The sequence below is a fragment of the Xanthomonas sp. DAR 34887 genome (assembly GCF_041245805.1).
GTDB classification, from domain to species: domain Bacteria; phylum Pseudomonadota; class Gammaproteobacteria; order Xanthomonadales; family Xanthomonadaceae; genus Xanthomonas_A; species Xanthomonas_A tesorieronis.
Map to the genome: position 1 here is coordinate 4,654,986 of NZ_CP162490.1, position 24,876 is coordinate 4,679,861.

General features: G+C 70.0%; 25 protein-coding genes. 15 read left to right on the forward strand and 10 right to left on the reverse strand.

Annotation, left to right across the window (positions count from 1 at the left end):
- Positions 1-9: 9 nt before the first annotated feature.
- The 4 genes from AB3X08_RS19840 to AB3X08_RS19855 form a co-directional block, all read right to left on the reverse strand.
- Entirely contained in the window at positions 10-444 is a 435-nt protein-coding gene (locus AB3X08_RS19840) for a hypothetical protein (RefSeq protein WP_369934570.1), read from the reverse strand.
- Positions 441-1,778 carry a phosphatase PAP2/dual specificity phosphatase family protein gene (locus AB3X08_RS19845; protein WP_369934571.1) on the reverse strand — a complete coding sequence of 446 codons (1,338 nt, stop codon included), beginning with the start codon at positions 1,776-1,778 and terminating at the stop codon, positions 441-443. Before AB3X08_RS19845 ends, AB3X08_RS19840 begins: the two co-directional genes overlap by 4 nt.
- Positions 1,775-3,529: a bifunctional alpha/beta hydrolase/class I SAM-dependent methyltransferase gene (locus AB3X08_RS19850; RefSeq protein WP_369934573.1), complete on the reverse strand. Its 1,755-nt coding sequence runs from the start codon at positions 3,527-3,529 to the stop codon at positions 1,775-1,777. Before AB3X08_RS19850 ends, AB3X08_RS19845 begins: the two co-directional genes overlap by 4 nt.
- An 88-nt stretch (positions 3,530-3,617) precedes the next feature.
- Positions 3,618-4,232 (reverse strand): CDP-alcohol phosphatidyltransferase family protein, encoded by a 615-nt coding sequence (locus AB3X08_RS19855; protein ID WP_369934575.1) that lies wholly within the window; start codon positions 4,230-4,232, stop codon positions 3,618-3,620.
- A gap of 78 nt (positions 4,233-4,310) precedes the next feature.
- Here AB3X08_RS19855 and purH point away from each other — a divergent pair, with 78 nt between their 5' ends.
- The 6 genes from purH (at position 4,311) to yccS (ending at position 13,707) form a co-directional block, all read left to right on the forward strand.
- Positions 4,311-5,897, forward strand: coding sequence for a bifunctional phosphoribosylaminoimidazolecarboxamide formyltransferase/IMP cyclohydrolase (gene purH / locus AB3X08_RS19860; protein ID WP_369934576.1), 1,587 nt, complete (start codon positions 4,311-4,313; stop codon positions 5,895-5,897).
- 19 nt (positions 5,898-5,916) lie between these two features.
- On the forward strand, positions 5,917-6,774 hold the full coding sequence (locus AB3X08_RS19865; protein ID WP_369934578.1) for a hypothetical protein: 858 nt from the start codon (positions 5,917-5,919) through the stop codon (positions 6,772-6,774).
- A gap of 28 nt (positions 6,775-6,802) precedes the next feature.
- Positions 6,803-8,092 carry a phosphoribosylamine--glycine ligase gene (gene purD / locus AB3X08_RS19870; RefSeq protein WP_369934579.1) on the forward strand — a complete coding sequence of 430 codons (1,290 nt, stop codon included), beginning with the start codon at positions 6,803-6,805 and terminating at the stop codon, positions 8,090-8,092.
- A gap of 124 nt (positions 8,093-8,216) precedes the next feature.
- Complete coding sequence (locus tag AB3X08_RS19875; RefSeq protein ID WP_369934580.1) at positions 8,217-8,891, forward strand: uracil-DNA glycosylase family protein; 675 nt, start codon at positions 8,217-8,219, stop codon at positions 8,889-8,891.
- Between the two features lie 345 nt (positions 8,892-9,236).
- Positions 9,237-11,351, forward strand: a complete 2,115-nt coding sequence (locus AB3X08_RS19880) for a TonB-dependent siderophore receptor (protein ID WP_369934582.1) — start codon at positions 9,237-9,239, stop codon at positions 11,349-11,351.
- 133 nt (positions 11,352-11,484) lie between these two features.
- On the forward strand, positions 11,485-13,707 hold the full coding sequence (gene yccS / locus AB3X08_RS19885) for a YccS family putative transporter (protein ID WP_369934584.1): 2,223 nt from the start codon (positions 11,485-11,487) through the stop codon (positions 13,705-13,707).
- Here yccS and AB3X08_RS19890 read toward each other — a convergent pair.
- Positions 13,652-14,863 carry an MFS transporter gene (locus AB3X08_RS19890; protein WP_369934585.1) on the reverse strand — a complete coding sequence of 404 codons (1,212 nt, stop codon included), beginning with the start codon at positions 14,861-14,863 and terminating at the stop codon, positions 13,652-13,654. The two genes, yccS and AB3X08_RS19890, sit on opposite strands and share 56 nt — an antisense overlap.
- A gap of 104 nt (positions 14,864-14,967) precedes the next feature.
- On the opposite strand from AB3X08_RS19890, the gene AB3X08_RS19895 reads away from it, so the two are divergent.
- The 8 genes from AB3X08_RS19895 to AB3X08_RS19930 all read left to right on the forward strand — a co-directional run bounded on the left by AB3X08_RS19895 (position 14,968) and on the right by AB3X08_RS19930 (position 20,429).
- Complete coding sequence (locus AB3X08_RS19895) at positions 14,968-15,855, forward strand: LysR substrate-binding domain-containing protein (protein ID WP_369934587.1); 888 nt, start codon at positions 14,968-14,970, stop codon at positions 15,853-15,855.
- A 199-nt stretch (positions 15,856-16,054) separates the two neighbouring features.
- A complete protein-coding gene (locus AB3X08_RS19900) occupies positions 16,055-17,977 on the forward strand; it encodes an MFS transporter (RefSeq protein WP_369934589.1) in 1,923 nt (640 codons plus the stop codon).
- Positions 17,978-18,095: 118 nt separating this feature from the next.
- Entirely contained in the window at positions 18,096-18,383 is a 288-nt protein-coding gene (locus tag AB3X08_RS19905; protein WP_369938589.1) for a CD225/dispanin family protein, read from the forward strand.
- Positions 18,384-18,438: 55 nt separating this feature from the next.
- Complete coding sequence (locus AB3X08_RS19910) at positions 18,439-18,720, forward strand: CD225/dispanin family protein (protein ID WP_184412963.1); 282 nt, start codon at positions 18,439-18,441, stop codon at positions 18,718-18,720.
- A 74-nt stretch (positions 18,721-18,794) separates the two neighbouring features.
- Positions 18,795-19,214 carry a DUF2752 domain-containing protein gene (locus AB3X08_RS19915; protein ID WP_369934590.1) on the forward strand — a complete coding sequence of 140 codons (420 nt, stop codon included), beginning with the start codon at positions 18,795-18,797 and terminating at the stop codon, positions 19,212-19,214.
- A gap of 98 nt (positions 19,215-19,312) precedes the next feature.
- Positions 19,313-19,654, forward strand: coding sequence for a CD225/dispanin family protein (locus AB3X08_RS19920; protein WP_369934591.1), 342 nt, complete (start codon positions 19,313-19,315; stop codon positions 19,652-19,654).
- A 5-nt stretch (positions 19,655-19,659) separates the two neighbouring features.
- On the forward strand, positions 19,660-20,067 hold the full coding sequence (locus AB3X08_RS19925) for a DUF2752 domain-containing protein (protein WP_369934593.1): 408 nt from the start codon (positions 19,660-19,662) through the stop codon (positions 20,065-20,067).
- A complete protein-coding gene (locus AB3X08_RS19930) occupies positions 20,034-20,429 on the forward strand; it encodes a hypothetical protein (RefSeq protein ID WP_369934595.1) in 396 nt (131 codons plus the stop codon). Before AB3X08_RS19925 ends, AB3X08_RS19930 begins: the two co-directional genes overlap by 34 nt.
- Positions 20,430-20,487: 58 nt before the next feature.
- Here the strand turns inward: AB3X08_RS19930 and AB3X08_RS19935 are convergent, their stop codons facing one another.
- The 5 genes from AB3X08_RS19935 to AB3X08_RS19955 form a co-directional block, all read right to left on the reverse strand.
- A complete protein-coding gene (locus AB3X08_RS19935) occupies positions 20,488-21,384 on the reverse strand; it encodes a hypothetical protein (protein ID WP_369934597.1) in 897 nt (298 codons plus the stop codon).
- A 61-nt stretch (positions 21,385-21,445) separates the two neighbouring features.
- Complete coding sequence (nudC, locus tag AB3X08_RS19940; RefSeq protein WP_369934599.1) at positions 21,446-22,381, reverse strand: NAD(+) diphosphatase; 936 nt, start codon at positions 22,379-22,381, stop codon at positions 21,446-21,448.
- Between the two features lie 48 nt (positions 22,382-22,429).
- Positions 22,430-22,816 (reverse strand): iron-sulfur cluster insertion protein ErpA, encoded by a 387-nt coding sequence (erpA, locus tag AB3X08_RS19945; RefSeq protein ID WP_184412949.1) that lies wholly within the window; start codon positions 22,814-22,816, stop codon positions 22,430-22,432.
- A 31-nt stretch (positions 22,817-22,847) separates the two neighbouring features.
- Positions 22,848-23,303: a bactofilin family protein gene (locus tag AB3X08_RS19950; protein ID WP_369934601.1), complete on the reverse strand. Its 456-nt coding sequence runs from the start codon at positions 23,301-23,303 to the stop codon at positions 22,848-22,850.
- A gap of 7 nt (positions 23,304-23,310) precedes the next feature.
- A complete protein-coding gene (locus tag AB3X08_RS19955; RefSeq protein WP_369934603.1) occupies positions 23,311-24,045 on the reverse strand; it encodes a DUF6776 family protein in 735 nt (244 codons plus the stop codon).
- A gap of 185 nt (positions 24,046-24,230) precedes the next feature.
- On the opposite strand from AB3X08_RS19955, the gene AB3X08_RS19960 reads away from it, so the two are divergent.
- On the forward strand, positions 24,231-24,863 hold the full coding sequence (locus AB3X08_RS19960; protein WP_369934605.1) for a DUF4126 domain-containing protein: 633 nt from the start codon (positions 24,231-24,233) through the stop codon (positions 24,861-24,863).
- Positions 24,864-24,876: the final 13 nt, after the last annotated feature.

A 24,876-nucleotide genomic window follows, 5' to 3' on the forward strand; every position in this document is an offset into this window, starting at 1 on the left:
GGAACTCCGTCATGCGACTGTCGCCACGATCAGTGCGGCCAGCATGGCCAGCAATTGCAGCGCCAGGCTCGCGATCTGCCGCAGCAGCAGGCCGCGCATGCCGCGCCAGCGCGCCTGCCAATCGCGCGGCGGCGGCAGGCGCCGCAGCAGGCCGAGCCGGTGCAGGGCGGCGTCGAGATCGCTGCCGGCCTGGTCCAGGTCCGCTTCGGCCAGCACCGCGTCCAGCAGCGCTGCATCCAGGCCGACGCGTGCGGCCCAGTAACGCTGCACCGCGCCGGCGAGCGCGCCGAGCAGGCACAGCAGCGCCGCCAGCGGCATGCCGACGTTGGCGTACCACGCGCCCAGCAGCAGCGCGACGGAGAGCAGCGCCAGCGACAGCCGGTCTAGCGGCGAAGACTGCCGCAACAGCGCGGCCATCGTGCGCAACTCCAGCGGCGTGCTCATGCCGGCAGCTCCAGGGCGTGCGGCGGCGCATGCGGCGCGGCGTACGCGGCGGCAATGGCGGCGCGCTGCGCAGGCCCCAGCACCACCCGCGCTGCGCGCGCACGCAGCAGCGCGAGCGCGGCATCCGGATCGGCGGCGCGACCGCTATGCAACAACCAGGTGGCGACCGCGGCGGCGCTGCGCGAATAGCCCAGCGCGCAGCACACCAGCACCGGGCCGTGGCGGCGCGCGGCTTCGATCGCGCTGGCGGCATCGCGCAATGCCGCCGCCGGCGGCGCGACCAGGTCCAGCATCGGCACGCTGCGATCGTGCGGCCCGGCAGCGCGCAACGACAGTTCGGCGCAGACGTCGACCACCGCGGCGAACGCAGCGCGCTCGCCGCGATCGGGCAGGCGCCCCAGCCAGACGCCGTCGGCGATCTCGCGCGGCGCCGGATCGCGTCGGGTCCAGGCGCGCGAATTGAGCCAGGCGGCCGCCAGGTACGGCGCGTACAGCCAGCGCGCGGCCAGGCTGAGGCGGCCGTCGGCGCGCTTCTGCAGGCCGATCGCGCCGAGCAGCGCGTAGTCGCACGCGACCAGCAGCAGCGACAGCGCCGGCCACAGCAGCCACCAGGCCGCGCCGCCAACCGTCCAGGCCAGCGCGACGCAGGCGCCGCTGCCGCACAGGTAAGCGGCGGCCAGGCGCCAGCGCGCCGGATCGCGCGCCACGGCCAGCGCGCTCCACGGCGCCGCCACCCGCTGCGGCCACAGCCACACGCACAGCCAGCCCGCGGCCAGGCCGGTGGGAATGTCCAGGAAATGGTGCTGGTACGTGGTCAGCACCGACACCCCGATCAGCGCGAACCAGATGTGCAGCGCGCCGCGCGCAATCCCGTGCAGATGCTGCGCGTAGCGCACCCACAGCACCACCAGCAGCACGATGTGCAGCGACGGCGCCTGGTTGAACGGCTTGTCGAAGCCCAGCAGCACCGCGAACAGCCAGCCGAACACGCCGTCGCTGGACGGCCGTTCGAAGCCGAAACGCAGCGGCCACAGCAGGAAGCAGCCCACCGCCAGCACCTGCGCGGTCAGCAGCCGCCTGGCATGCGTGTCCAGCTCGGCGCGCGTGCGGCAGACGAAGAACGAGATCACGTAGAACAGGTCGATCGACCAGTACGGCACGATCGTCCACGGCCAGAACGGGATCTGCGTTTCCCACGCGAACGGCAGCGACGGCACGTAGGCGCGGCGCTCGGCCAGCGTATTGGCCAGGCCGTAGCTGAGGAAGAAGAACGGCCCCAGCAGCGCCAGCCACGCCAGCGCGCGCCGCCACGGCCGCGGTGCCGCCTCGCTCATGGCGCGATCCGCTGCGCCAGCGACACGGTGAAGATGCCCCATGCATCGATGCGCTGTTCCAGCTTGCGGAAGCCGGCCACGCGCACCAGTTCGTCCATCTCCTGCTGTGTGCGCCGGCGCATCACCCAGGCCGCGCCGCCGCGGTGGCTGGTCAGCGCGCGGGCGATGAATTCCAGCTGTGGGTGCCAGGGTTGGCCGGTGTAGGCCAGATAGCCGCCCGGTTCCACCGCCGCGGCCACGCCCTGCAGCGAACGCAGCACCTGGTCGTTGTCGGGGAACAGTTCGTACAGGCCCGATACCACCGCCAGCGTCGGCCGCGGCTGCAGCGCCGCCAGCGCATCGCGGTCGAAGGCGTCGCCCTGCTCGAAACGGGCGATGTCGGCGGCGCCGAGTTCGGCGATCAGCGCGCGCCCGCGCTCCACGTTCAAGTCGCTGAAATCGCGCAGCACGATCGCATCGGCACGCCGTTCGCCGGCGGCCAGCGCTTCCAGCACGTAGCGGCCGTGGCCGGCGGCGATGTCGAGCACGCGCACCGGCGCGCCGGCGTCGCGCAGGCGCTGCATGGCCAGGCGCAGCAGTTCGTGCAGATGGGTGCGGCGCACGCGGATGCCGCGCCAGCCGATCGCATCCAGGTAGTTGCGGTCGATGAAGCGGCCCAGCGGGCCCTTGCCGGCGGCACGGTCGCGGTACACGTAGTCCAGCGTGCTGCCGGAATCGAAGCCGGTCTGCAGGCCCAGCGCCACGCCTTCGGAAAGGGTTCCGCCGAAACGCAGGTTGGCGCGCACGAAACGCCAGCGCAGATCCTGCAGGCTGTACTTTTGCGGCGGCCAGGACAGCCGCTCGGCTTCCTCGAAGGTGGGCCCGTGCCGATGCGCCTGCAGCAGGCTGGGCAGCGCCGGCGCCTCGGCGAAGCGTTCGCGCACGAAACGGCGGATCTGCGCCAGCGCCGGCGCGCGGTCGCGCTCGCCCAGGGTGTCGTGGAAGAACCCGGGCAGCAGGTGGCGCTCCTTCACCGGCGAGGACAGCCGCTCGTAGAAACGGTCCTGCGGGCCGCGGTGCACGACGAAATCGTCGCCGGACACCAGCAGCTGCACCGGCACGGTGATCGCCTGCGCATCGCCGACCACACGATCGGCCGCGGCGTACACGCCCAGCAATACCCGCACCGAGATCGGCCGGGTGATCAGCGGATCGTCGCGGTAGCTGGCCACGCGCGCCGGATCGTGGGTCAGCCACTGCGGCTTGACGTAGCTGTTGACGAAGAAATTGCCGCGCAGCTTGTGCATCAAGGCCAGCCCGGGCCGCGCGAACGGCACGTACAGCTTGACCTTGAACGCCGGCGAGGCGAGCACCAGCGCGCGCAACGGCGGCGCGTAGTCGTGCACCCAGGTGCTGGCGATCACCGCGCCCACGCTCTGCGCGATCACCACGATGTCCTGCAGCGCGATGCCGTGGGCCTCGCCGATGTGGGCGATGAAACGGTCCAGGTCGCGCACCAGCGCCGGGAAACCCGGCGCATCGCCGCGCGCGCCGGGCGAGCGGCCGTTACCGCGCGCGTCCCAGGCGAACATCGCGCAGTCGTCCAGGCCCAGTTCGTCGGCCAGGTGCACGACCCGCCCGGAATGCTCGTGGCCGCGGTGCAGCAGCACCACTGCGCGTGGTGCCGCCGCCGGCGCGGTGGCCGGCCAATGCCGGTAGAACAACCGGGTCCCGTCGAAACTGCAAAACTCGCTTTCGCTGACCTGCCGCATCCGTTGCCGATTCCCTGTCGTTCGTATTTGCCGTGCCGTGAGTACCGCTACCGCTTGTGTGTCGTTGCCGCCTGCTGCACCGCGCGACTCAGCGCGGCGCGCCCTCGCGCAGGCCGGCGGCGACGCGCCGCACGACCGTCGCCGCGCACAGCAACGCCAGCACGATCGCGAAACCGTCCACCGTCTTCGCCCCGACCCAGCCGCCGGCCAGCAGCAGCCCCAGCAGGCCGATAGCGAAGGCGCGATCGCTCTTGCCCATCGGGCCGTCGTAGCGCCGTGCGGCGCCGACCATCAGCCCCAGCACCCCGGCATACTCGGTCAATGCCGCCGCCAGCGCCAGCGCCCACAGCCAGCCCGCGCTCGCGCCGGGCACGCTGGCCAGGCTCAGGTACAGCGCCGCATCGGCGATCACGTCGCTCACTTCGTTGAGGTAGGCGCCGAGCCTGGACTGCTGGCCGAACTCGCGCGCCAGCATGCCGTCGACCGCGTTCAGGGCCATGCGCAGCAGCATCCACGCCGGCAGCAACGCATACCACAGCGGCTGCGCCGACCCGCGCCAGAACACCCAGGCGGCGACCAGCAGCGACACCGCGGCCGCGCCCACGGTGACCTGGTTGGCGGTCACCCCGAGCCGGTACAGGCCGCGCACCCCGGGCCGCAGCAGGTCCTGGAAGCGTCCTTTCAAGGCGTAGATCGAAACCATTGCGGGGTCCTGAGGGTCCATGCCGGGGCGGCGCAGCCTACAATATCGGCTCCCCGCTTCGATATGTGCCCTGCCCCCATGTCCTCCGATTTCCTGCCCGTGCGCCGGGCATTGCTGTCCGTTTCCGACAAGACCGGCCTGATCGACCTGGCCCGCGCGCTGGCCGCGCGCAACGTGGAACTGCTGTCCACCGGCGGCACCGCCAAGGCGATTCGCGAGGACGGGCTGGCGGTGAAGGACGTGTCCGAGCTGACCGGTTTCCCGGAAATGATGGACGGCCGGGTCAAGACCCTGCACCCGCTGGTGCATGGCGGCCTGCTCGGCCGCGCCGGCACCGACGACGCGGTGATGGCCGAACACGGCATCGCCCCGATCGACCTGCTGGTGCTGAACCTGTATCCGTTCGAGGCGGTCACCGCCAGGGCCGACTGCACGCTCGCCGAGGCGGTGGAGAACATCGACATCGGCGGCCCGGCGATGCTGCGCTCGGCGGCGAAGAACTTCGCGCGCGTGGCGGTGGCCACCGATCCGGCGCAGTACGCCGAGCTGCTCGCCGAACTGGAGGCTCACGACGGTCAGCTGTCGGCGGCCAAGCGCTTCGCGCTGTCGGTGGCCGCGTTCAACCGCGTGGCGCAGTACGATGCGGCGATCAGCAATTACCTGTCCACGGTGACCGACCCGGCGAGCGAAGTGCCGGTGCGTGCCGCGTTCCCGGCGCAGGCCAACGGCACCTTCGTCAAGGTGATGGACCTGCGCTACGGCGAGAACCCGCACCAGCACGCCGCGTTCTACCGCGACCTGTGCCCGGCGCCGGGCTCGCTGGCCACGTTCCAGCAGCTGCAGGGCAAGGAACTGAGCTACAACAACATCGCCGACAGCGACGCGGCCTGGGAATGCGTGCGCCAGTTCGACGCGCCGGCCTGCGTCATCGTCAAGCACGCCAATCCCTGCGGCGTGGCGGTGGGCGCGGCCTGCGGCGATGCCTACGAACTCGCCTACGCGACCGACCCGACCAGCGCCTTCGGCGGCATCCTGGCCTTCAACCGCCCGCTGGATGCGGCCACCGCCAAGGTCATCCTCGACCGCCAGTTCGTCGAGGTGCTGATCGCACCGGACTACGAGGAAGGCGCGCTGGAGTACGCGAAGAAGAAGGCCAACGTGCGCGTACTGCGCATTCCATTGGCGCCGGTGTCCGGCGGCTTCGTCGACACCAAGCGCGTCGGCTCGGGCCTGTTGATGCAGAGCGCCGACGACCGCGTGGTGAGCCGCGACGAGCTGAAGGTCGTCACCCGGCTGGCGCCGACCGACGCGCAGTTCGCCGACCTGCTGTTCGCGTGGAAGGTGGCCAAGTACGTCAAGTCCAACGCCATCGTCTACGCCAAGGACCAGCGCACCGTCGGCGTCGGCGCCGGGCAGATGAGCCGGGTGTATTCGGCGCGCATCGCCGGCATCAAGGCGGCCGACGCGGAGCTGGTGGTGCAGGGCTCGGTGATGGCCTCCGATGCGTTCTTCCCGTTCCGCGACGGCATCGACGCCGCGGCAGCGGCCGGCATCAAGGCGGTGATCCAGCCCGGCGGCTCGATGCGCGACAGCGAGGTGATCGGTGCCGCCGACGAACACGGCATCGCGATGGTGTTCACCGGCGTGCGCCACTTCCGCCATTGAGCGACCAGGAATCCGAACGATGAAACCCACCTCGTTGCGCCACGGCCTGCCGCTGCTGCTCGCGCTCGGCATGGCCGCCTGCAAACCGACCGCCACGCCAACGCCGGCCGCGCCGGCGGCCGCAGCGGCACCGGCCGCAGCGCCCGCATCCACGCCGCACGTGCCGCGTACCGAACGCCTGCAGGCGTTCCTGCAGACGCGCTACGGCAAGCAGGCGCGCCTGTCGGAGAGCTGGTCCGGCCAGATCGACGGCAACGCGGTGGAGAGCGAGGTCTGCGCCGAACAGCCGGTGGTGGTCGGCGACCAGATCCAGGAACTGCTGGCGGTCTGCCACCGGCTCAGCGATGGCGGCCATGCCAATCCGGGACTGATCGATTTCCTGGTCCTGCGCGACGCCGGCCAGGGCCTGGCGGTGGTGGCCGAGAAGCTCGCCGACAGCTTCGGCAGCAACGGCGACCCGGGAGAGGTGGACATCCTGCGCCTGGGCAGCGATTTCTACGGCTTCGTGGTCTACAGCAACTGGATCGGGCAAGGCACCGTGCTGGAATCGCAGGATCTGGTGCTGCCCGGACCCAAGGGCCTGGTCAACGCCGGTTCGGTGCGCGAGCACATCGACAACCACGGCGCGCTGGATTGCAGCGACGAAGGCCGCGATCCGCAGCAGACCGCCGAACAATGCCAAGCGCAGCTGTTCGACGTGGACTTCAAACTCGACGTGGACGACAGCGATCGCGCCGCGCGGGTGTGGCCGGTGACCATCGAGGAACGCGGCATCTCCTGCGGCAAGAAGCTCGGCACCACCCGGGTGTTCGCGTTCGACGCGACCCGCTGGGCCTATCCGTTCCCCGATTCGATGCAGCGCGAAGCCTGCGAATAGTCCTTCCTTCGACCTCACGAGACACGCCTTGAAAATCCTCGTCATCGGCGCCGGCGGCCGCGAACACGCCCTGTCCTGGAAACTGGCCCAATCCCCGCGCGTCAGCGAAGTGCTGGTCGCCCCGGGCAATGCCGGCACCGCCACCGAAGCCAAATGCCGCAACGTGGCGATCAAGGTTGACGACCTCGACGGCCTGCTCAATCTGGCCCAGGACGAGGCGGTGGCGCTGACCGTGGTCGGACCGGAGGTGCCGCTGGTGCTGGGCGTGGTCGATCGTTTCCGCGCCGCCGGCCTGCGCATCTTCGGACCCAGCGCCAGGGCCGCGCAGCTGGAAGGCAGCAAGGCCTTCGCCAAGGACTTCCTCGCCCGCCATGGCATCCCGACCGCGTTCTACGAAGTGCATACCGAGGTCGATGCGGCACTGGCCTACGTGCGCGCCAAAGGCGCGCCGATCGTGGTCAAGGCCGACGGCCTGGCCGCGGGCAAGGGCGTGATCGTGGCGATGACCCTCGAAGACGCCGAGGCCGCGGTGCGCGACATGCTCTCCGGCAACGCCTTCGGCGATGCCGGCGCGCGCGTGGTGATCGAGGAATTCCTCGACGGCGAGGAGGCTAGCTTCATTTCCATGGTCGATGGCGCCACCGCGCTGCCGATGGCCACCAGCCAGGACCACAAGCGCGTCGGCGACGGCGACAGCGGCCCCAACACCGGCGGCATGGGCGCGTATTCGCCGGCGCCGGTGGTCACGCCCGAGGTGCACGCGCGGGTGATGCGCGAGGTGGTGGAGCCGACCGTGCAGGGCATGATCGCCGACGGCGTACCGTTCACCGGTTTCCTCTACGCCGGGCTGATGATCGACGCCAGCGGCGCGCCGAAGGTGATCGAGTTCAACGTGCGCTTCGGCGATCCGGAAACCCAGCCGGTGATGCTGCGCCTGCAGTCGGATCTGCTGGAGCTGATCGAGGCGGCGATCGACGGGCAACTGCACGCGACCCAGGCGCAGTGGGATCCGCGCCCGTCGCTGGGGGTGGTGCTGGCGGCGGCGCCGTATCCGGAAACGCCGGTCACCGGCGAGGTGATTTCCGGCCTGGAGCAGGTGCCGGCCGGCGCCAAGGTGTTCCATGCCGGCACCGCGCTGGACGGCCGGGGCCGCGTGCTCAGCGCCGGCGGCCGCGTGCTGTGCGTGGCCGCGCTGGGCGACAGCGTGTCGGACGCGCAGCGCAACGCCTATGCCGGCGTGGCGCCGATTCGCTGGCCCAGCGAATTCCATCGCAGCGACATCGGCTGGCGCGCGATCGCACGCGAACGCGGCGCGTAGCGCGCACGCAGCCCCTTGTAGGAGCGGCCTCAGCCGCGACAGATCGTATGGGCAGCGACGGATAGGGTCTGTCGCGGCTGAAGCCGCTCCTACAGCTGACACCATCGGCATTCGAGGACATTCCATGGCACTGGATCCCGACCTCCGCAAGCAGTTCCGCGCGCTCGCCGCGCAGACCGACGGCATCGACACCAAGGTCTACGCGGACTACGCCAAGGACCCGCTCGAGCCGATCATCGGACTCGGCCGCAAGACCGCACGGCTGTGCTTCTTCGGCCGCGATCCGGGCCGTAGCGAAGTCGAACACGGCGAACCCTTCGTCGGCAGCGGCGGGCAACTGGTGCGCAAGGCGCTGTACCGGCACCTGCACGACGACGCACCGATGCCGGATTTCGCGGCCTCGCTCAAGGTCGGCCGCGGCTTCTTCTGGATCAATACCGTGCCGTACAAGCCGATCGGCAACAAGGCCTGGTCGATGCAGACGAAGCGGCGTTTCCATCCGCTGATGCGGCGCCTGCTGATCGAACAATGGCGCGGCCATGAGATCGTCACCCTTGGCCGCGAAGCCTTCCTGTGGTTCGGCATCGACCAGCCCAAGGACGTGCGCGCGCGACTGGACGCGTTCTGGGCCAGCGAAGCGCGCTTCAGCGCGCACACCGAAGTCCGCCTGCAGACCGAGACCGGCGCGGCGCGGCGCTTCACGCTGTATCCGCTGCCGCATCCCTCGCCGCTCAACCAGACCTGGTTCAAGCGTTTCCCGGCGCTGCTCGCCGCGCGCTTGCAGCAACTGTCGGTGTGAGCGTCTGCACTACCCGCAGCGGCTAGGTAACGCTCCGTTGACCTGAGCGTCGCAAAAGAGAACAATTCGCATCAGCCAGCGCATGGCTCCGCGTCGACGGAGCCAAGTTTCCCGCCTCCGGGACATCCAGCGGTCAGCCACTCCCGTCCTCTCCCACCGCTTTCGCCGATCGCGGACGGCACGCTGCTGCCCGCAGAAAAGGAGGCTGCCGATATCTTTTCCGTCCGCGTACTGCGCGCGCAGCGAGCAGTTCGACCTGTCAACCGCGCAGCGGCCACCACGCTTTTCGTCCACCCAGCCCAGCGGCAAGGCACGACGTCCCTTCCCCGACCAACGGAACCCGTCATGCCCACCCAATTCCCACGCCATTGCCTGCTGCCGCTCGCACTGGCCGCCGCATTCTGCGCTCCCGCCCATGCCGTAGCCGGGACCGATGCCGATCCCGCCGAGCGCGAGGCCACCGAACTGGACGCGATCCGGGTCAGCGCCGAGCGCGCCGAGGCGCCGGCCGGCGCCCTGGGCGAACGGCCGGCGCGCGACACGCCGTTCTCGATCACCCGCATCGATGCCGACGACCTGCAGGAGCGCCAGGTGAACTCGCTGGCGCAGATGTTCATGACCGATCCGTCGGTCTCCGGCAACGTCGGCGCTTACAACAGCAGCTGGTACACCACCATCCAGGTACGCGGCCTGCCGGTCAGCTACAGCAACGGCTACAAGCTCAACGGCATGCCGCTGTACACCTACGGTGCCGAGTGGCCGAGCGAGAGCATGCAGCAGGTGCAGCTGCTCAAGGGCGCCAGCGGCTTCATGTACGGCTTCGGCGCCCCCGGCGGCATCGTCAACTACATCACCAAGAAGCCCACCGATACGCCGCTGCTCGACCTGAGCATGGGCTACCGCGACGGCGGCGTGTACAGCGCACAGCTCGACAACGGCCGCCGTTTCGGCGAGGACGACCGCTTCGGCTATCGCCTCAACCTGCTGCGCGAACAGGGCGACACCTACAACGACACCCACGTCGAGCGCACACTGGCCTCGCTGGGGCTGGATGCGCGCCTGAGCGAGGATCTCACCTGGACCGCCGACCTGCTCTACCAGAACCGCAAGCTGGAGAACGAAGCGCCGACCATCACCTTCTACGGCTATGGCGACAGCGCGCTGCCGCGCCGCCTGGACCCGCGCCGCGACCGCGCCATCCGCGACACCTTCTTCAACACCGAGATGCAGTCGGCGATGACCGGCCTGCGCTGGCGGATTGACGAGGCCTGGAACGTGCGCCTGGACCTGAGCTACAGCAAGTTCCGCAGTTCGATCAACAAGATCTGGGACTACGTGCTCAACCGCGAGGGCGACACCAACACGTATATCTACGACCTGGGCAACCTCGCCGAAAACTACCTGGCGCAAGGCCTGCTCGAAGGCCGCTTCAGCACCGGCCCGATCGACCACCAGCTGGTCGCCGGCGCGAGCTGGCAACAGGCCGACAGCGGCTGGGCGAAGCAGAACCTGTGGTACCAGCTGGGCACCTCCAACCTGTACCAGGACAGTGCCCTCAGCTACCACAGCACCCATTCGCGCGACACCTATCGCAGCGACCGGGTCGAGCAGAACGCGCTGTTCGCCAGCGATACGCTCAGCGTCGGCGCGCACTGGTCGCTGCTGCTGGGCCTGCGCCACACCCGCTACGAACAGAACAGCTGGGACGTGGACGGTACGCACACCGCGCGTTACCAGAAGTCGGTCAACACTCCGACCGTGGCGCTGCTGTTCAAGCCGCGCGACGACCAGACCGTGTACGCCAGCTACGTCGAATCGCTGGAGCAGGGCAGCACCGTCGGCCAGCTCTACGAGAACCGCAACACGCTGCTGCCGCCGCTGGAAAGCAAGCAGTACGAGCTGGGCTACAAGCTGGAGCGCGCGCGCTGGGCGCTGGATGCGGCCTGGTTCCGCATCGAGCGCGGCGCCGAATACGGCAACGCCGCCAACTACTACGTGCAGGACGGCGAGGTGCGCTACCAGGGCTTCGATCTCAGCGGCCACGTGCAGGCCACGCCGAACTGGCGCATCGGCGCCGGCGCGACCTGGGTCGACGCCGACTACCTACGCAACGAGGCGGCGGCGGTCGGCCGCACCCCGGCCGGCGTGGCCAGATTCCAGGCCACGCTCAACACCGCGTACGCATTCGACGCCGTGCCCGGGCTGAGCGTGCACGCGGCCGCCAAGCACTACGGCTCGCAGCCCTACGGCACGTCGCTGTGGAACGACCTGTACGACCTGAAGCTGCCGTCCTTCACCCTGCTCGATGCCGGTCTGGGCTATCGCACGCACTGGGGCGCCACGCCGGTGACGCTGCGCGGCGAGCTCACCAACCTCACCGACCGCCGCTACTGGAGCAACGACGGCAACGGCTATGGCCAGCCGCGTACCTGGTCGCTGAACGCCACGTTCGAACTTTGAGCGCGGCGCTGCGCCTTGCCACGGCTTGGCCTTGGCAAGGTGCAGCGGCAGCACAGCGGCACCGATGCTCGCCGCCCCACGCCGTCGCCAGCGGCAAGCATCATCGCGGCCAGCGTTGCGTTATCGTGTCGCCGTGCCGAAATCCTCGATCGAATCGCGCCTCAGCCGCCTGTGGGCCCATGAAAAGGCCAGCTACGGGCTGCGCGTGTTCATCGCCCTGGGTGTGGCGATGGGCGTGTGCTGGCACCAGCAGCAACTGACCGCGCTACCGGCGATCTTCCTCGGCGCCATCGCCAGCGCCATCGCCGAGACCGACGACAACTGGCTGGGCCGGATCAAGTCGGTGCTGCTGTCGCTGCTGTGCTTCGCCGCCGCCGCGGCCGCGGTGGCGCTGCTGTTCCCGTATCCGCTGGCGTTCGTCGCCGGCATGGCGCTGTCCACCTTCGCCCTGACCCTGCTCGGCGCGCTCGGCGAACGCTACGCCTCCATCGCCCAGGCTACCGTGGCGCTGGCGATCTACGCGATGATCGGCATCGACCATGGCGGCCGCGCCGGCCACGTCGGCGGCAGCGCCTGGCACGGCATCGGCCTGTTGATGCTCGGCGCCGCCTGGTACGGCTTGCTGTCGATCCTGTGGACCGTGCTGTTCGCCAATCGTCCGGTGCGCGAGCGGCTGTCGCGGCTGTTCTTCGAACTCGGCCGCTACCTGCGGCTCAAGGCCGCGCTGTTCGAACCGGTGCGGCAGAGCGACCTGCATGCACGGCGGCTGGCGCTGGCCGAACAGAACGCGCAGGTGGTGGCGGCGCTGAACGCGGCCAAGACCGCGATCATGAGCCGCTTCGGCCGCTCCGGCCGGCCCGGCGTGCAGTCCGGCCTGTACTTCCGCCTGTACTACATGGCGCAGGATTTCCACGAACGCGCCAGCTCCTCGCACTACCCTTACGAAGCGCTGACCGACGCGTTCTTCCACAGCGACGTGCTGTATCGCTGCCAGCGCCTGCTGGCCCTGCAGGGCAAGGCCTGCGCGGCGCTGGGCGAGGCGATCCGGCTGCGCCATCCGTTCGAATACGGCGAGCAGACCCAGCAGGCCACCACCGACCTGCGGCAGTCGCTGGACTTCCTGCACGCGCAGGCCGATCCGCGCCAGGCGCGGCTGCTCGGCTCGCTGGAACTGCTGGTCACCAACCTGCAGAGCATCGAGCGGCGGCTGTCCGAAGCCGCGCAGTCCGACACCACCAGCGACACCCTCGACACCCGCCTGCGCGACTCCTCGCCGCACACGCTGCGCGAGATGCTGGTGCGCGTCGGCCAGCAGCTCACCCCGGGCTCGGTGTTGTTCCGCCACGGGCTGCGCATGGCGATCGCGCTGGTGGTCGGCTACGCCATCATGCAGTCGATCCACGCCAGCAACGGCTACTGGATCCTGCTCACCACCGCCTTCGTGTGCCGGCCCAACTACGGCGCCACCCGGCTGCGCCTGGCGCAGCGCATCGCCGGCACGCTGATCGGGCTGGTCGCGACCTGGGCGCTGATGCAGCTGTTCCCCGGCACCGAACTGCAGCTGCTGTTCGCGCTGTTCGGCGCGCTGCTGTTCTTCGTCACCCGCACCGACCGCTACATGCTGGCCACCGCCGCGATCACGGTGATGGCGCTGTTCTGCTTCAACCTGCTCGGCGACGGCTTCGTGCTGATCTGGCCGCGCCTGGTGGATACGCTGATCGGCTGCGCGATCGCCGCGGCGGCGTCGTTCCTGATCCTGCCCGACTGGCAGGGCCGGCGCCTCAACCAGGTGATGGCCACGGTGCTGGCCAGCTGCGCGCGCTACCTGGCGCAGGTGCTGGAGCAGTACCGCAGCGGCATGCGCGACGACCTGCCCTACCGCATCGCCCGCCGCGACATGCACAACGCCGACGCCGCACTGTCGGTGGCGCTGTCCAACATGCTGCGCGAGCCGGGCCGCTACCGGCGCAACCTGGATGCGGGCTTCCGCTTCCTGGCGCTGTCCAACACCTTGCTCGGCTATCTGTCGGCGCTGGGCGCGCACCGCGCCGCACTGGCCGGCGAGGCCGATCCGGCCATCGACCGCGCCGGCGGCTACCTGCAGGACACCCTGGGCGCGATCGCCGACGCGCTGGCGCAGCGCCAGGCGCTACCGCCGGCCGACGAATCGGCCGAGGTGGGCATGGCCGATGCGCTGGAACACGAAGACGGAGTCGATGATCCCAAGCGGCGGCTGGTGCGCAACCAGCTGGCGCTGACCCTGCGCCTGCTGCCCAAGCTGCGCGCCGCCGCGCATGCGGTCACCGCTCCGGCTGCGGCGCCAGCGCCACCGGCGGCCGTGCCGGCCGCACGCTGACCCCCGTCCACAGCAGCGCGGCCACCGCCAGCGCCGCGCCGCCGACCACCACCCCGTTCCAGCCGGCGTAGGCATAGGCGGCGGTGCCCAGGCTGGAACCGATCGCACCGCCGATGAAGTAGCAGGTAACGTAGGCCGAGGTGATGCGGTTGCGCGCCTTCGGATCCAACTGGTAGATCACATGCTGGTTGCCGATGTGCACGCCCTGCACCGCCACGTCCAACAGCAGCACTCCGGCGATCAGCAGCCACAGCGAGTGCGGCGCGGCGGCCAGCAGCAGCCACGACAGCAGCAGCATGGCCAGCCCGCCCCAGCCCACCCAATGCCCGGCGCCGCGGTCGGCGAGCTTGCCCGACAGGTTGGCGGCGAACGCGCCGGCGGCGCCGATCAGGCCGAACAGGCCGATCGTCGCGGTGCCGTAGCCGTAGCTGGGGCCGGACAGCAGGAACGCCAGCGTGGTCCAGAACATGCTGAAACCGGCGAAGATCAACCCGCCCAGGATCGCGCGCGCACGCAACACCGGTTCGTCGCGCAGCAGCGCCAGCACCGACCCGATCAGGTGCGGATAGGACAGCCGCGGATTGCCCGGATGCCGCGGCAGCGCGCGCCACAGCAACGCCGCCACCAGCAGGATCAGCGCCGCGGCCACCCAGTACACGACGTGCCAGCCGCCGATGCCGGCCAGCAGCCCGGACACGGTGCGCGCCAGCAGGATGCCGAGCAGCAGGCCGCTCATCACCGTGCCGACCACCCGTCCGCGCTCGTGCGGCGCGGCCAGGGTGGCGGCGAACGGCACCAGGATCTGCGCGGCCACCGAGCTGAGCCCGGTGACCAGGGTGCCGAGCAGCAGCAGCGCGAAGCTGGTGGAGGCGGCGCTGACCAGCAGGCCTACCGCACTGAGCGCGTACAGCCCCACGATCAGGCTGCGGCGCTCGAAGCGATCGCCCAGCGGCACCAGCAACAGCAGCCCGGCGGCATAGGCCAGCTGCGCGGTGGTGACCACCGCGCCGGCGCTGCGCACGTCGATCGCGAAGGTCTGCGCCAGCACCTCCAGCAGCGGCTGCGCGTAGTAGTTGCTGGCCACCGCCAGGCCGGTGGCGGCGGCCATCAGCAGTACCAGGCCGCGGTGCAACGGGGGATGCGGGGTCGTGTCCATGCGTGGAATCCAAGGGGGTCGGAAGGAATGGCGCCAGTCTGGACAAGCGCCATCGATCTTTCCAATGTATTGTTTTCACTCGAACCATCTCGTTTTTAGATGCCATGCTGACCTTGCGCCAACTCGAGTTCGCCGTCGCCGTGGCCGAGGAAGGCAGCTTCACCGCCGCCGCGCGGCGCTGCCACACGGTGCAGTCGGCGCTCAGCCACCAGATCGCCAAGATCGAGGAAGCGCTGGGCGCGCGGCTGTTCGAGCGCGGCGCGCGGCAGGTGCGGCTGACCGCCGCCGGCGAGGTGTTCCTGCACAACGCACGCGAGACCCTGCGTGCCGCCGAACGCCTGCACGAGGAGATGGCGCAGGCGCTGGGCACCGTGCGCGGGCGCCTGCACATCGGTCAGATCTCGTCGCTGACCACGGTACAGGTGCCGGCGCTGCTGCGCCGCTTCCGCGCCGCGCACAGCGCAGTGGACGTGCACCTGCGCACCGGCATGAGCGATGCGCTGCTGCTCGATCTGGGCGAAGGCCGGCTGGACGTGGCCCTGGTCGGCGTAGGGCCGCACATCGTCCTGCCGGAGCAGCGCCTGCTGCTGCACGAGGAGCCGCTGGCGCTGATCGCCGCGCCCGGCAACCGTTTCGCCGCGCGCGCCGAAGTCTCCCTGCAGGAACTGGAGGATGCGCCGATGGCCGGGCTGATCGCCGGCGCCGGCGTGCGCGGCATCATCGACCGCGCCTTCGCCGAAGCCGGCCTGCGCCAGCGCCTGCAATACGAGGTCACCCATGCCGACCTGCAACGGCAGCTGGTGGTCGAGGACCTGGGCCTGGCGATCGTGCCGCAGACCATGGCCGCGGCGATGCACGGCGTGGCGGTGATCGCGCTGCGCGAGCGCTTCCGCTTCCTGACCTACGCCACCTGGCGCTCGGACCCGACCCCGGCCGCACGCGCGCTGATCGCGCTGCTGCGGCAGCAGGCAGGCGCCGGCGCACCCACCTGACCGGCTCGCAGCGCAGTGCCCCTGTAGGAGCGGCTTCAGCCGCGACGAACGGCGCCCGCCACCGTCGCACGCCCGCAACGCGTACACCCAGCCGACACCGCCACCAACCCAGCCCGCATCGCCACACGCCCCGCTCCACGGCGCCGCATCCGCCGCGCAACGAACCTGCTAGGCTGCGCGCGTTCGCAAAGGAGCCTGCATGTCCGGCCATAGCCAGTTCGCCCTGCTGAAACAGCGCCGCTTCCTGCCGTTCTTCGTGGTCCAGGGGCTGGGTGCGTTCAACGACAACGTCTACCGGCAGGCGATCATCGGCCTGCTGTTCTATCTGGGCGTCACCCCCGAGCAGCGCACGCTCTACACCAACCTGGCGCCGGCGCTGTTCATCCTGCCGTACTTCCTGTTCTCCGCCCTGGCCGGGCAGATCGCCGAGAAACTGGAGAAATCGCGGCTGGTGGTGATCACCACCACGATGGAGATCGCGATCATGTCGCTGGCCGCGCTCGGCTTCCTGACCGAGAACATGGCGGTGCTGCTGGTGGCGCTGTTCTGCACCGGCCTGCAGTCCACCCTGTTCGGCCCGGTGAAGTATTCGATCCTGCCGTCGGTGCTGAAGCCGGAAGAACTGACCGGCGGCAACGGCCTGGTCGAGATGGGCACCTCGATCTCGATCCTGTGCGGCATGATCCTGGGCGGGCTGATCTTCCAGATCGCCGGCAGCCATGGCCCGGTCGCCGCGGCCACCGCGGTGATCGCGCTGGCGGTCACCGGCAACCTGGTCGCGCGGCTGATTCCGAAGGTCGATGCCGGCGCGCCGGACCTGAAGATCAACTGGAATCCGCTGCCCGAGTCGCTGGCGATCATGCGCCTGACCCGGCGCCAGCTGGCGGTGCGCAACGCGGTGCTCGGCGTGTCCTGGTTCTGGTTCATCGGCACGGTGCTGACCGCGCAGCTGCCGACCTACGCCGAACTCAATCTCGGCGGCGCGCAGGACCTGTACATCTTCGCCCTGGCGCTGTTCTCGATCGGCACCGGCACCGGTTCGCTGCTGTGCGAAAAGCTGTCCGGGCGCACCGTGGAAATCGGCCTGGTGCCGCTGGGCGCGTTCGGCATCAGCGCGTTCATGCTCGACCTGTATTTCGCCCGCCCCGGCGGCGCGCTGCAGGCCGGGCTGGGCATCGGCGAGTTCGTGCACCAGGCCGGCAGCTGGCGGATCATGCTCGACCTGGTCGGCATCGGCCTGTGCACCGGCCTGTTCGTGGTGCCGCTGTTCGCGCTGATCCAGAGCCGCACACCCAAGGCCGAACTGTCGCGGGTGATCGCCGGGCTCAACATCCAGAACTCGATGTTCATCGTCATCGCCGCGATGGTCGGCATCGCGCTGCAGATGAAACAGCTGACCCTGTTCGGCACGCGCATCCCGATGCCCGGGCTGAGCATCCCGCAGGTGTTCCTGGCGCTGGCCATCGCCAACGCGGTGGTGGCGATCTGGATCTTCAGCATCGTCCCCGAATTCCTGATGCGTTTCCTCAGCTGGGTGATGGTGCGCGCGCTGTACCGGCTGCGCCTGCACGGCATCGAGCGGCACGTGCCCGACGAGGGCGCGGCGCTGATCGTGTGCAACCACGTCAGCTACATGGACGCGTTGGTGCTGGCCGCGTCGATCCCGCGGCCGGTGCGTTTCGTCATGTACTACCGCATCTTCAACATCCCGGTGATGCGCTGGATCTTCCGCACCGCCAAGGCGATCCCGATCGCCGGCGCGCGCGAGGACCCGGCGCTGATGCAGCGCGCCTTCGACGCCATCGACGCGGCGCTGGCCGATGGCGAACTGGTGTGCATCTTCCCCGAGGGCGCCCTGACCAAGGATGGCGAGATCGCCAAGTTCAAGTCCGGCGTGGAGAAGATCGTCGAGCGCCGCGCGGTGCCGGTCGTCCCGATGGCGCTGCGCAACATGTGGACCAGCATGTGGAGCAAGCGCGACTCGCGGCTGCGGCGCATGCGCGTGCCGCGGCGCTTCCGCGCGCACGTGGAGGTGATCGCCGGCGCGCCGGTGGCCGCGGCCGACGTCAGCGCGGAGCTGCTGGAAACGCAGGTGCGGCAGTTGCGCGGGGACGCCGCCTGAACTGCCGGAATGACCTAGCGGGGTGCCGGGAAACGCCGCTTCGGGTAGATTAGGCGCCGGGGAGACGCCTGCGTAGTGCGGCGGCGTCCATTTCAGGGGTCGATCAGTGAGCCAAGTATTGCCGCCACCACCGCCCAACGGCGCGGGCATCTACGTCCCCAACAATCTGGTGTGGGCGATCCTGTCCACGCTGTTCTGCTGCCTGCCGCTGGGCGTGGTCTCGATCGTCTACGCCTCGCAGGTGGACGGCAAGCGCGCCGCCGGCGATGTGGCCGGCGCCCGCGAGGCCTCGCGCAAGGCCGGCCTGTGGGCGATATGGTCGGCGCTCGCCATGCCGATCCTGCTCGCCCTGTGGTTCCTGCTGTTCGGCGGCATCGCCATCCTCAGCAGCGCGCTGGGGCAATGAGCCGACCCGCTTTCTCGTTTTTTCTTCGTTCCACCACGCAACCGGAGTAACACGGATGAATACCACCGCACCGCAAGTGTCCAACAACCTCGTATGGGCGATCCTGACCACGCTGTTCTGCTGCCTGCCGCTGGGCATCGTGTCGATCGTGTTCGCTTCCCAGGTCAACACCAAGCTCGCCGCCGGCGACATCGCCGGCGCCCGCGAATCGGCCGACAAGGCCAAGAAGTGGGCGATCTACTCGGTCGTCGCCTGGGTGGTGCTGGTCGTGCTGTACCTGATCTTCATCTTCGCCCTGGGCGGCCTGGGCATGATGCAGCAGTCGTCCATGTCCTGATCGACGACCTGGGCCGCCGCTGCCGCGCGCAGCGGCGGCCTGCGCCGATCGCTTTTTCGATTTTTCCGTATCCCATGTTCCTGCGCGGACGCACCCTGCCCCGTTGGCTACCGCTGGCCGCGCTGAGCGGCGCCGCCGTGGTGGCGACGCTGGTGCTGCGCCGGGTCGATCCCAATGTGCCGGGCAATCCGTTGCCGGCCTGTCCGTTCTACGCCCTCACCGGCCTGTACTGCCCCGGTTGCGGCAGCACCCGCTGCCTGCACGCGCTGGTGCACTTTGATCTGGCCCACGCGCTGGCGACCAATCCCTTGCTGGTGGTGGCGCTGCCGCTGCTGGCGCTCATGGCGCTCAATGCCGCCGGGCTGCGCATGCGCCCGCTGGCGCCCTTGCTGAAAATCCTCGCCGATCCGCGCCTGTGGCTGTGGCTGCTGCTCGGCTACGCGGTGCTGCGCAACCTGCCGTGGTTCCCGTTCACCCTGCTCGCGCCGCACTGAGCGACCTCGCACCGGCGGCGAAAAGATGGAGCCGCGGCGACGGCCTCGTCTAGACTTGAGCGCATGCCCCGCGCATGCCCACTCAAGGAGATTCACAGATGAGCACCGTCAGCCCCGTCACCCCGCCGCCCGCCCCCACGCCCGGCGCGATCCCCAACCATCTGGCCTGGGCGATCATCGCCACGGTGCTCGGCTTCTGCCTGTGCTGCCCGTCGATCATCCCCGGCATCGTCGCCATCGTGTTCTCCAGCAAGGTCAACGGCCTGCTCAATCAGGGCGACCTGGACGGCGCGCGGCGCGCGTCCAACAGCGCCAAGACCTGGTGCTGGGTGACCACCGCGCTGGCCATCATCGGCGTGGTGCTCAACATCGTCATGGTCGCCACCGGCGGCATGCAGAGCTACATGGAATACGTGAACCAGATGCAGCAGGTGAGCTGACCGGCATGCGCGCCTGGCAACAACGGGCGTGCCTCGGCGCCGCCACCGCCCTCGCGGCGACCGGCGGCGCGCTGCTGTACCGGTTCGATCCCAACGCCGCGGACAATCCGTTCGCGCCGTGTCTGTTCCATACGCTCACCGGCTACTACTGTCCCGGCTGCGGCATGACCCGCGCCCTGCACGCCCTGGTGCATCTGGATCCGCTCGGCGCCTTCGCGATGAACCCCGGCGCGATGCTGGGCCTGGCCGTGCTGCCGGGCCTGATCGCATGGAAGGCGGGCTGGCGTGCAGCCTGGTTCGCGCCGGTGGTCGCCGTGGTCTCGCGGCCGAATTTCTGGCTGCTGGCGCTGCCCGGCTACTGGATCGCGCGCAATCTGCCGTGGTTCCCGTTCACCCTGCTGGCGCCCGGCTGACGGCCATACCGCAGTTCGGCATCTACAGCAAGGAACTCCTGGTCGGCTGGTCCGCGCTCGAACGTGGCGACGCGCCCATGGGCGTGGCGTTCGGCAGGTTCGTGCCGGCGCCGTCCTATCGCCTGATCCAGGCGCAGGTGATCGCCGCCCAGGGTCCGGCGTCGGAGGGCTTGCATCTCTCGGCACGCGCTGCGAACGGAACATTGCTCGAATGCATCGGCGTGTGCATCAGCGACTACGCGGCGGAACTCGGCGCGAGTGGACGCGAGGTATCGGTCATCGGCATCAGCGATCCGCCGTATGCCCAGTTGTTTCCCCAGCATGTCGCTGCCTACGAGCGCCAGTTCCCGAGCGGCGACTGACAGCCCGCCGCAAGGTCGAACGCGCCGCCGGCCGACTTGATGCGGGCCTTCAGACGCCTCAGCTGACCCAGCCGGCGATCACCAGCAACGCCAGCACCACCAGCCACAGCAGCAACACCCGCCAGATCTGGCTCATCGCATCGCGCAGTTCCGGCAAGCGCCGCAGCACCGGCACCACCATGCCGGCATCGCTGTAGTCGTGCGCCTCGGCGTCGAGTTCGCCGCGCACGCTGGCGCAGGCCACCGGGCCGAGGAAGCCGCTGTCCAGCTGCCAGCGCTTGCCGCCGGCCGCGCGCCAGGCGCCGAATACGCTCTCGAAATTGCCGACCAGCGCCAGCGAGAAGGTCATCAGCTGCGCCACCGGCCACTCCAGTGCGGCCAGCGCGGTGCGCGCGCCGCGCGCGGTGGCCGACGGCAGCCGCGGCGCGTACGCGCCGACCGCGGCCAGCGCCAGCAGGCGATAGCCAAGCGCGCCGAACGGCCCCAGCAGCAGGAACCAGAACAGCACCGCGAACCAGCGCCGCAATGCGCTGACCGCCACCGCCTCCACCAGCCCCGCCGGATCCTCGCGCGGCGGCCCGCCATCGGCATGCAGGTGCGCGATCGCCACGCGCCGCGCGGCGACGTCGTCGGCCTCGATCACCGCTTCCACGTCGCTGTCCAGATCGCGCGGACCCCAGCTGAAGGCCAGCACCAGCACCCCGAACAGCAGTGACAGCAGGCCCAGGTGCGGCGCGGCCAGCAGCCACTGCAGCACGCCGACCAGCAGCAAGGCCGGCAGCAACGCCAGCGCGATGCCGTAGCGGCCGCGCCAGCCGCTGCCTTCGCCGGCGTGCGCGTCCAGCCACGACAGCCAGTCGCCATAGGCCTCGAAACGGCGCAGCGAGGCCACCATGCCGGGCGCGACATGGCCCAGCACCAGAGCGACGATCACAGCGACGAGAGTAGTGAACATGCAGGTCCTCCGGGACCGTTCTGAAGCGTGTGCGGCGGCGGCGACGCCGCGGCAGTGTGGCCTATGCGTCGCGGCCGCCGCTGCGGCGATACCAGTCCACGACCAGCGCGCGCGCGATGGAGATGGCCGGCGGCAGGCGCAGGCCATGACCGTCGTCGGCGCTGTCGCCCTGCGCCGCGGCGCGCTGCAGGGCGGCCCCGATCTCGTCGCGTTCGAACCAGCGCGCGTCTTCCAGCTCGCCATCCACCTGTGGCGCGTCGGGCTCGGCCAGCGCGCTGAAGCCGAGCATCAGCGCGCCGGGGAACGGCCATGGCTGCGCGCCGTAATAGCGGCAGCTGCCGGGCCGTACCCGCACCTGGGTCTCCTCGGCCACTTCGCGCGCCACGGTCTGCTCCAGCGACTCGCCGGGCTCGACGAAGCCGGCGATCACCGAATAGCGCCGCGCCGGCCAGCTCGCCTGGCGCCCCAGCAGCAGCCGCGTGCCGTCGCTGACCGCCACGATCACCGCCGGATCCACCCGCGGATAGTGTTCGCTGGCGCATTGCGCGCACACGCCGAGGAAGCCGCCGCGGCGGAAGCCGATGGCGCCGCCGCAGACGCCGCAGAAGCGGGTGCGCGATTGCCAATGCAGCATGCCGCGGGCATAGGCGAACAAGCCTGCCGCGAGCGCCGGCCACTCGGCTGCGGCGCGGCGCAGGTCCATGCGCTGCGGCGGGTCGAGATCGGCAGCCAGCGCAGCGGCGGCCACCGCGAACCAGGCCGCGCCATCGCGCAGGCCGAGGAAGATCGCCTGTTCGACCACGTCGCCCAGCGCGGCGCCGGTCAGCGTCAGCGGCTGGCCCTGCGCATCGGCGTAGGCGTTGCCGTCGGCGTCGAGCAGCAGCAGGTGCGCTGTGGGCCAGGCGCGGCGCAAGGCCTCGGGATCGTTGCGCAGCGCATCGGCACGGTCGATGACCGCGTCGGCGAACGCGAAGGAAGCGGGCGTCAGTTCGGGCATGCGGCGCAGGGTGCAGGCAAACCGCGCATCCCGCAAGCCGCAGCGTGTCTACACGCTGAAGCTGCTGCCGCAGCCGCAGGTGGTCTTGGCGTTGGGGTTGCGGATCACGAACTGCGCACCGTGCAGGCCTTCGCTGTAATCCACTTCCGCACCCATCAGGTACTGCAGGCTCAGCGGGTCGACCAGCAAGGTGACGTCGTCGGTGCGGACCGACAGGTCGTCCTCGGCGCGGTTCTCGTCGAACTCGAAGCCGTACTGGAACCCGGAACATCCGCCGCCCTGGATGTACACGCGCAACGCCAGCGCGTCGTTGCCTTCCTCGCGGATCAACTCGCGCACCTTGGATGCGGCGGCCTGGGTGAAGTTCAGCGGCCGCTCCAGCGACTGGTAATCGGGCGCGGGCGCGGCACTGGGCAGGGAAACGAGGGTGCTCATGGCAGCAGGATGGGGGCGGCCGGCAGCCGAATCAAGCGTCCGCCGCGCTCAGCGCGCGCTGCGCGTGCTCGGCTTGCGGTTCTTCGTGTGACCGCTCCGGCGGCGCCAGCGCGGCCATGCTGCCGGCGTGGATCAGCCGCCCGGTCAGCTGCGCACCGGCGTTCATCTCCACCACCTGGTAGTGCACGTTGCCCTGCACCCGTGCCTTCGGCGCCAGTTCCACGCGCTCGGCGGCATGCACATCGCCGGTCAATTGGCCGTTGATGATCACGATCGGCGCGCGCACCTCGCCCTCGATGCTGCCGTGCTCGGACAGGGTCAGCGTCGCCGGCGCGCCGTCCTCGGCCAGCACCTTGCCGAGGATGCGCCCTTCCACGTACAGGGCGCCGCTGAACACCAGGTCGCCCCGGATCACCACCTGCGCGCCGATCAGGGTATCCACCACGGTCTGGCCGTTGCTGCGGCCGTTCTTGTTGCTTCCGAACATAAGCTGCCTACTCCCCTTTGCCGTTGCCGGCCAGTGTCCAATCGAAACTCTGGGTGACCGGCGCCCCTCCGCCGGACAGCGATACTCGCACCCGCTGCGGGGTGAAATCCTTGGGCAGGATCACGCTGCCGTCCAACTGCTGGAAATAGCGGAACGAATAATCCTGGCCGGGCACGCCGCTCTTCTGGTGCAGTTCGTCCCAGCCCACGCTGGTCAGCTTGCCGCCGCGCACGCCTTCCACGGTCAGGCGCATCTGCCCCTGGCTGATCGCGCCGCGATTGAGGTTCTGGGTCAGCACCACGTTGTAATGCCAGGTGCCGCCGGCCTCGGCCGAGAACTCGGCCGAATGCACGGTCAGGCCCTTGCGCTGGCTGGTGGCGCCGACCAGGCGCTCGTAGAAGGCGACGTCGGCGCGCAGCCCGGCGATCTCCTCGTCGCGCTCGGCCAGCGAACTCTGCACCTCGTTGTTGGCGGCGCGGCTGATCTGGTCGGAACGGGCCAGGGTCGCCTGGCGCTGGTTGAGCGTGTCGATCTGCCGCTGCTGCGCCTGCAGCCTGGCCTCGGCCTGGCGCAGTTGCGCCCTCACCTCGCCCAGCTCCGGCGCGGCCTGGCGGCTGGCCAGGAACCACGTTCCCGCCAGCGACAGCAGCCAGACGATGGCGATCAGCAACCACAGGCCGCGGCCACGCGCGGGCGCGGCGCCGTTGGGCACGATCTGGAAACGGGGGACGGGTCGGTTCATCGTCAAAGCCGCGCCACCGAGGCGGCAGCGGCGTCAATCCTCGCGGGGGGGGGGGGTCGGCCGGTCGGCTAGTGTAAGCCACGTGCCGTAGCTTGCCGTTGCCGCAGCGGCGGCCCTGCGCTGGCCTTCGGCGCACGCTTGGCCGATAGTGGCCGCCACCCGCGCATCTGCAGGAGCGCCCCGCCATGACCGACGCCCACCTCTTCGTAATCGGCATCCTGCTGGCCTGGCTGGCCGGTATCCGCGTCTACCTGACCGTGTTCGGGATCGGCGTGGCCGGCCTGCTCGGCTGGCTGGAATTGCCGCCGGCGCTGCAGGCCACCGAATCGTGGTGGGTGCTCGGCACCTCCGGCGCGCTGGCGCTGGCCGAGTTCTTCGCCGACAAGATTCCCGGTGTGGATTCGGTCTGGGACCTGCTGCAGACCCTGACCCGGATCCCGGCCGGCGCCTTCCTCGCCGCAGCTACGCTGTCCCAGGACGGCCAGCTGGGCGCCGGCGCGCTGGCCACCGGTGCCGGTGTCGCACTCACCAGCCACGTGCTGAAGGCCGGCTCGCGCGCCTTGCTGAACACATCGCCGGAACCGGCCAGCAACTGGATCGCCTCGCTGACCGAGGATTCGGTGGTCCTCGCCACGCTCGCGCTGGCGCTGGTGCATCCGTGGCTGGCGCTGGCCGTATTGCTTGGGGCGAGCGTGCTGGGCGCGCTGCTGGTGTGGTGGGTGTGGCGCATGCTGTGGCGCGGCGTCCGCCGCCTGCTGGCAGCGCCCACGGACGCCGCCGTCGCCAGTGCGGGCCGCAAGGGCTCCCTGTCTTCGTGAACTTCATCGCATA

What these genes read in the sequence shown, in the direction of transcription:
- AB3X08_RS19840 (WP_369934570.1), bottom strand. Translation starts at nt 444, where the DNA reads ATGAGCACGCCGCTGGAGTTGCGCACGATGGCCGCGCTGTTGCGGCAG.
- AB3X08_RS19845 (WP_369934571.1), bottom strand. Translation starts at nt 1,778, where the DNA reads ATGAGCGAGGCGGCACCGCGGCCGTGGCGGCGCGCGCTGGCGTGGCTG.
- AB3X08_RS19850 (WP_369934573.1), bottom strand. Translation starts at nt 3,529, where the DNA reads ATGCGGCAGGTCAGCGAAAGCGAGTTTTGCAGTTTCGACGGGACCCGG.
- AB3X08_RS19855 (WP_369934575.1), bottom strand. Translation starts at nt 4,232, where the DNA reads ATGGTTTCGATCTACGCCTTGAAAGGACGCTTCCAGGACCTGCTGCGG.
- purH (WP_369934576.1), top strand. Translation starts at nt 4,311, where the DNA reads ATGTCCTCCGATTTCCTGCCCGTGCGCCGGGCATTGCTGTCCGTTTCC.
- AB3X08_RS19865 (WP_369934578.1), top strand. Translation starts at nt 5,917, where the DNA reads ATGAAACCCACCTCGTTGCGCCACGGCCTGCCGCTGCTGCTCGCGCTC.
- AB3X08_RS19875 (WP_369934580.1), top strand. Translation starts at nt 8,217, where the DNA reads ATGGCACTGGATCCCGACCTCCGCAAGCAGTTCCGCGCGCTCGCCGCG.
- AB3X08_RS19880 (WP_369934582.1), top strand. Translation starts at nt 9,237, where the DNA reads ATGCCCACCCAATTCCCACGCCATTGCCTGCTGCCGCTCGCACTGGCC.
- AB3X08_RS19890 (WP_369934585.1), bottom strand. Translation starts at nt 14,863, where the DNA reads ATGGACACGACCCCGCATCCCCCGTTGCACCGCGGCCTGGTACTGCTG.
- AB3X08_RS19895 (WP_369934587.1), top strand. Translation starts at nt 14,968, where the DNA reads ATGCTGACCTTGCGCCAACTCGAGTTCGCCGTCGCCGTGGCCGAGGAA.
- AB3X08_RS19900 (WP_369934589.1), top strand. Translation starts at nt 16,055, where the DNA reads ATGTCCGGCCATAGCCAGTTCGCCCTGCTGAAACAGCGCCGCTTCCTG.
- AB3X08_RS19910 (WP_184412963.1), top strand. Translation starts at nt 18,439, where the DNA reads ATGAATACCACCGCACCGCAAGTGTCCAACAACCTCGTATGGGCGATC.
- AB3X08_RS19915 (WP_369934590.1), top strand. Translation starts at nt 18,795, where the DNA reads ATGTTCCTGCGCGGACGCACCCTGCCCCGTTGGCTACCGCTGGCCGCG.
- AB3X08_RS19920 (WP_369934591.1), top strand. Translation starts at nt 19,313, where the DNA reads ATGAGCACCGTCAGCCCCGTCACCCCGCCGCCCGCCCCCACGCCCGGC.
- AB3X08_RS19925 (WP_369934593.1), top strand. Translation starts at nt 19,660, where the DNA reads ATGCGCGCCTGGCAACAACGGGCGTGCCTCGGCGCCGCCACCGCCCTC.
- AB3X08_RS19935 (WP_369934597.1), bottom strand. Translation starts at nt 21,384, where the DNA reads ATGTTCACTACTCTCGTCGCTGTGATCGTCGCTCTGGTGCTGGGCCAT.
- nudC (WP_369934599.1), bottom strand. Translation starts at nt 22,381, where the DNA reads ATGCCCGAACTGACGCCCGCTTCCTTCGCGTTCGCCGACGCGGTCATC.
- erpA (WP_184412949.1), bottom strand. Translation starts at nt 22,816, where the DNA reads ATGAGCACCCTCGTTTCCCTGCCCAGTGCCGCGCCCGCGCCCGATTAC.
- AB3X08_RS19950 (WP_369934601.1), bottom strand. Translation starts at nt 23,303, where the DNA reads ATGTTCGGAAGCAACAAGAACGGCCGCAGCAACGGCCAGACCGTGGTG.
- AB3X08_RS19955 (WP_369934603.1), bottom strand. Translation starts at nt 24,045, where the DNA reads ATGAACCGACCCGTCCCCCGTTTCCAGATCGTGCCCAACGGCGCCGCG.
- AB3X08_RS19960 (WP_369934605.1), top strand. Translation starts at nt 24,231, where the DNA reads ATGACCGACGCCCACCTCTTCGTAATCGGCATCCTGCTGGCCTGGCTG.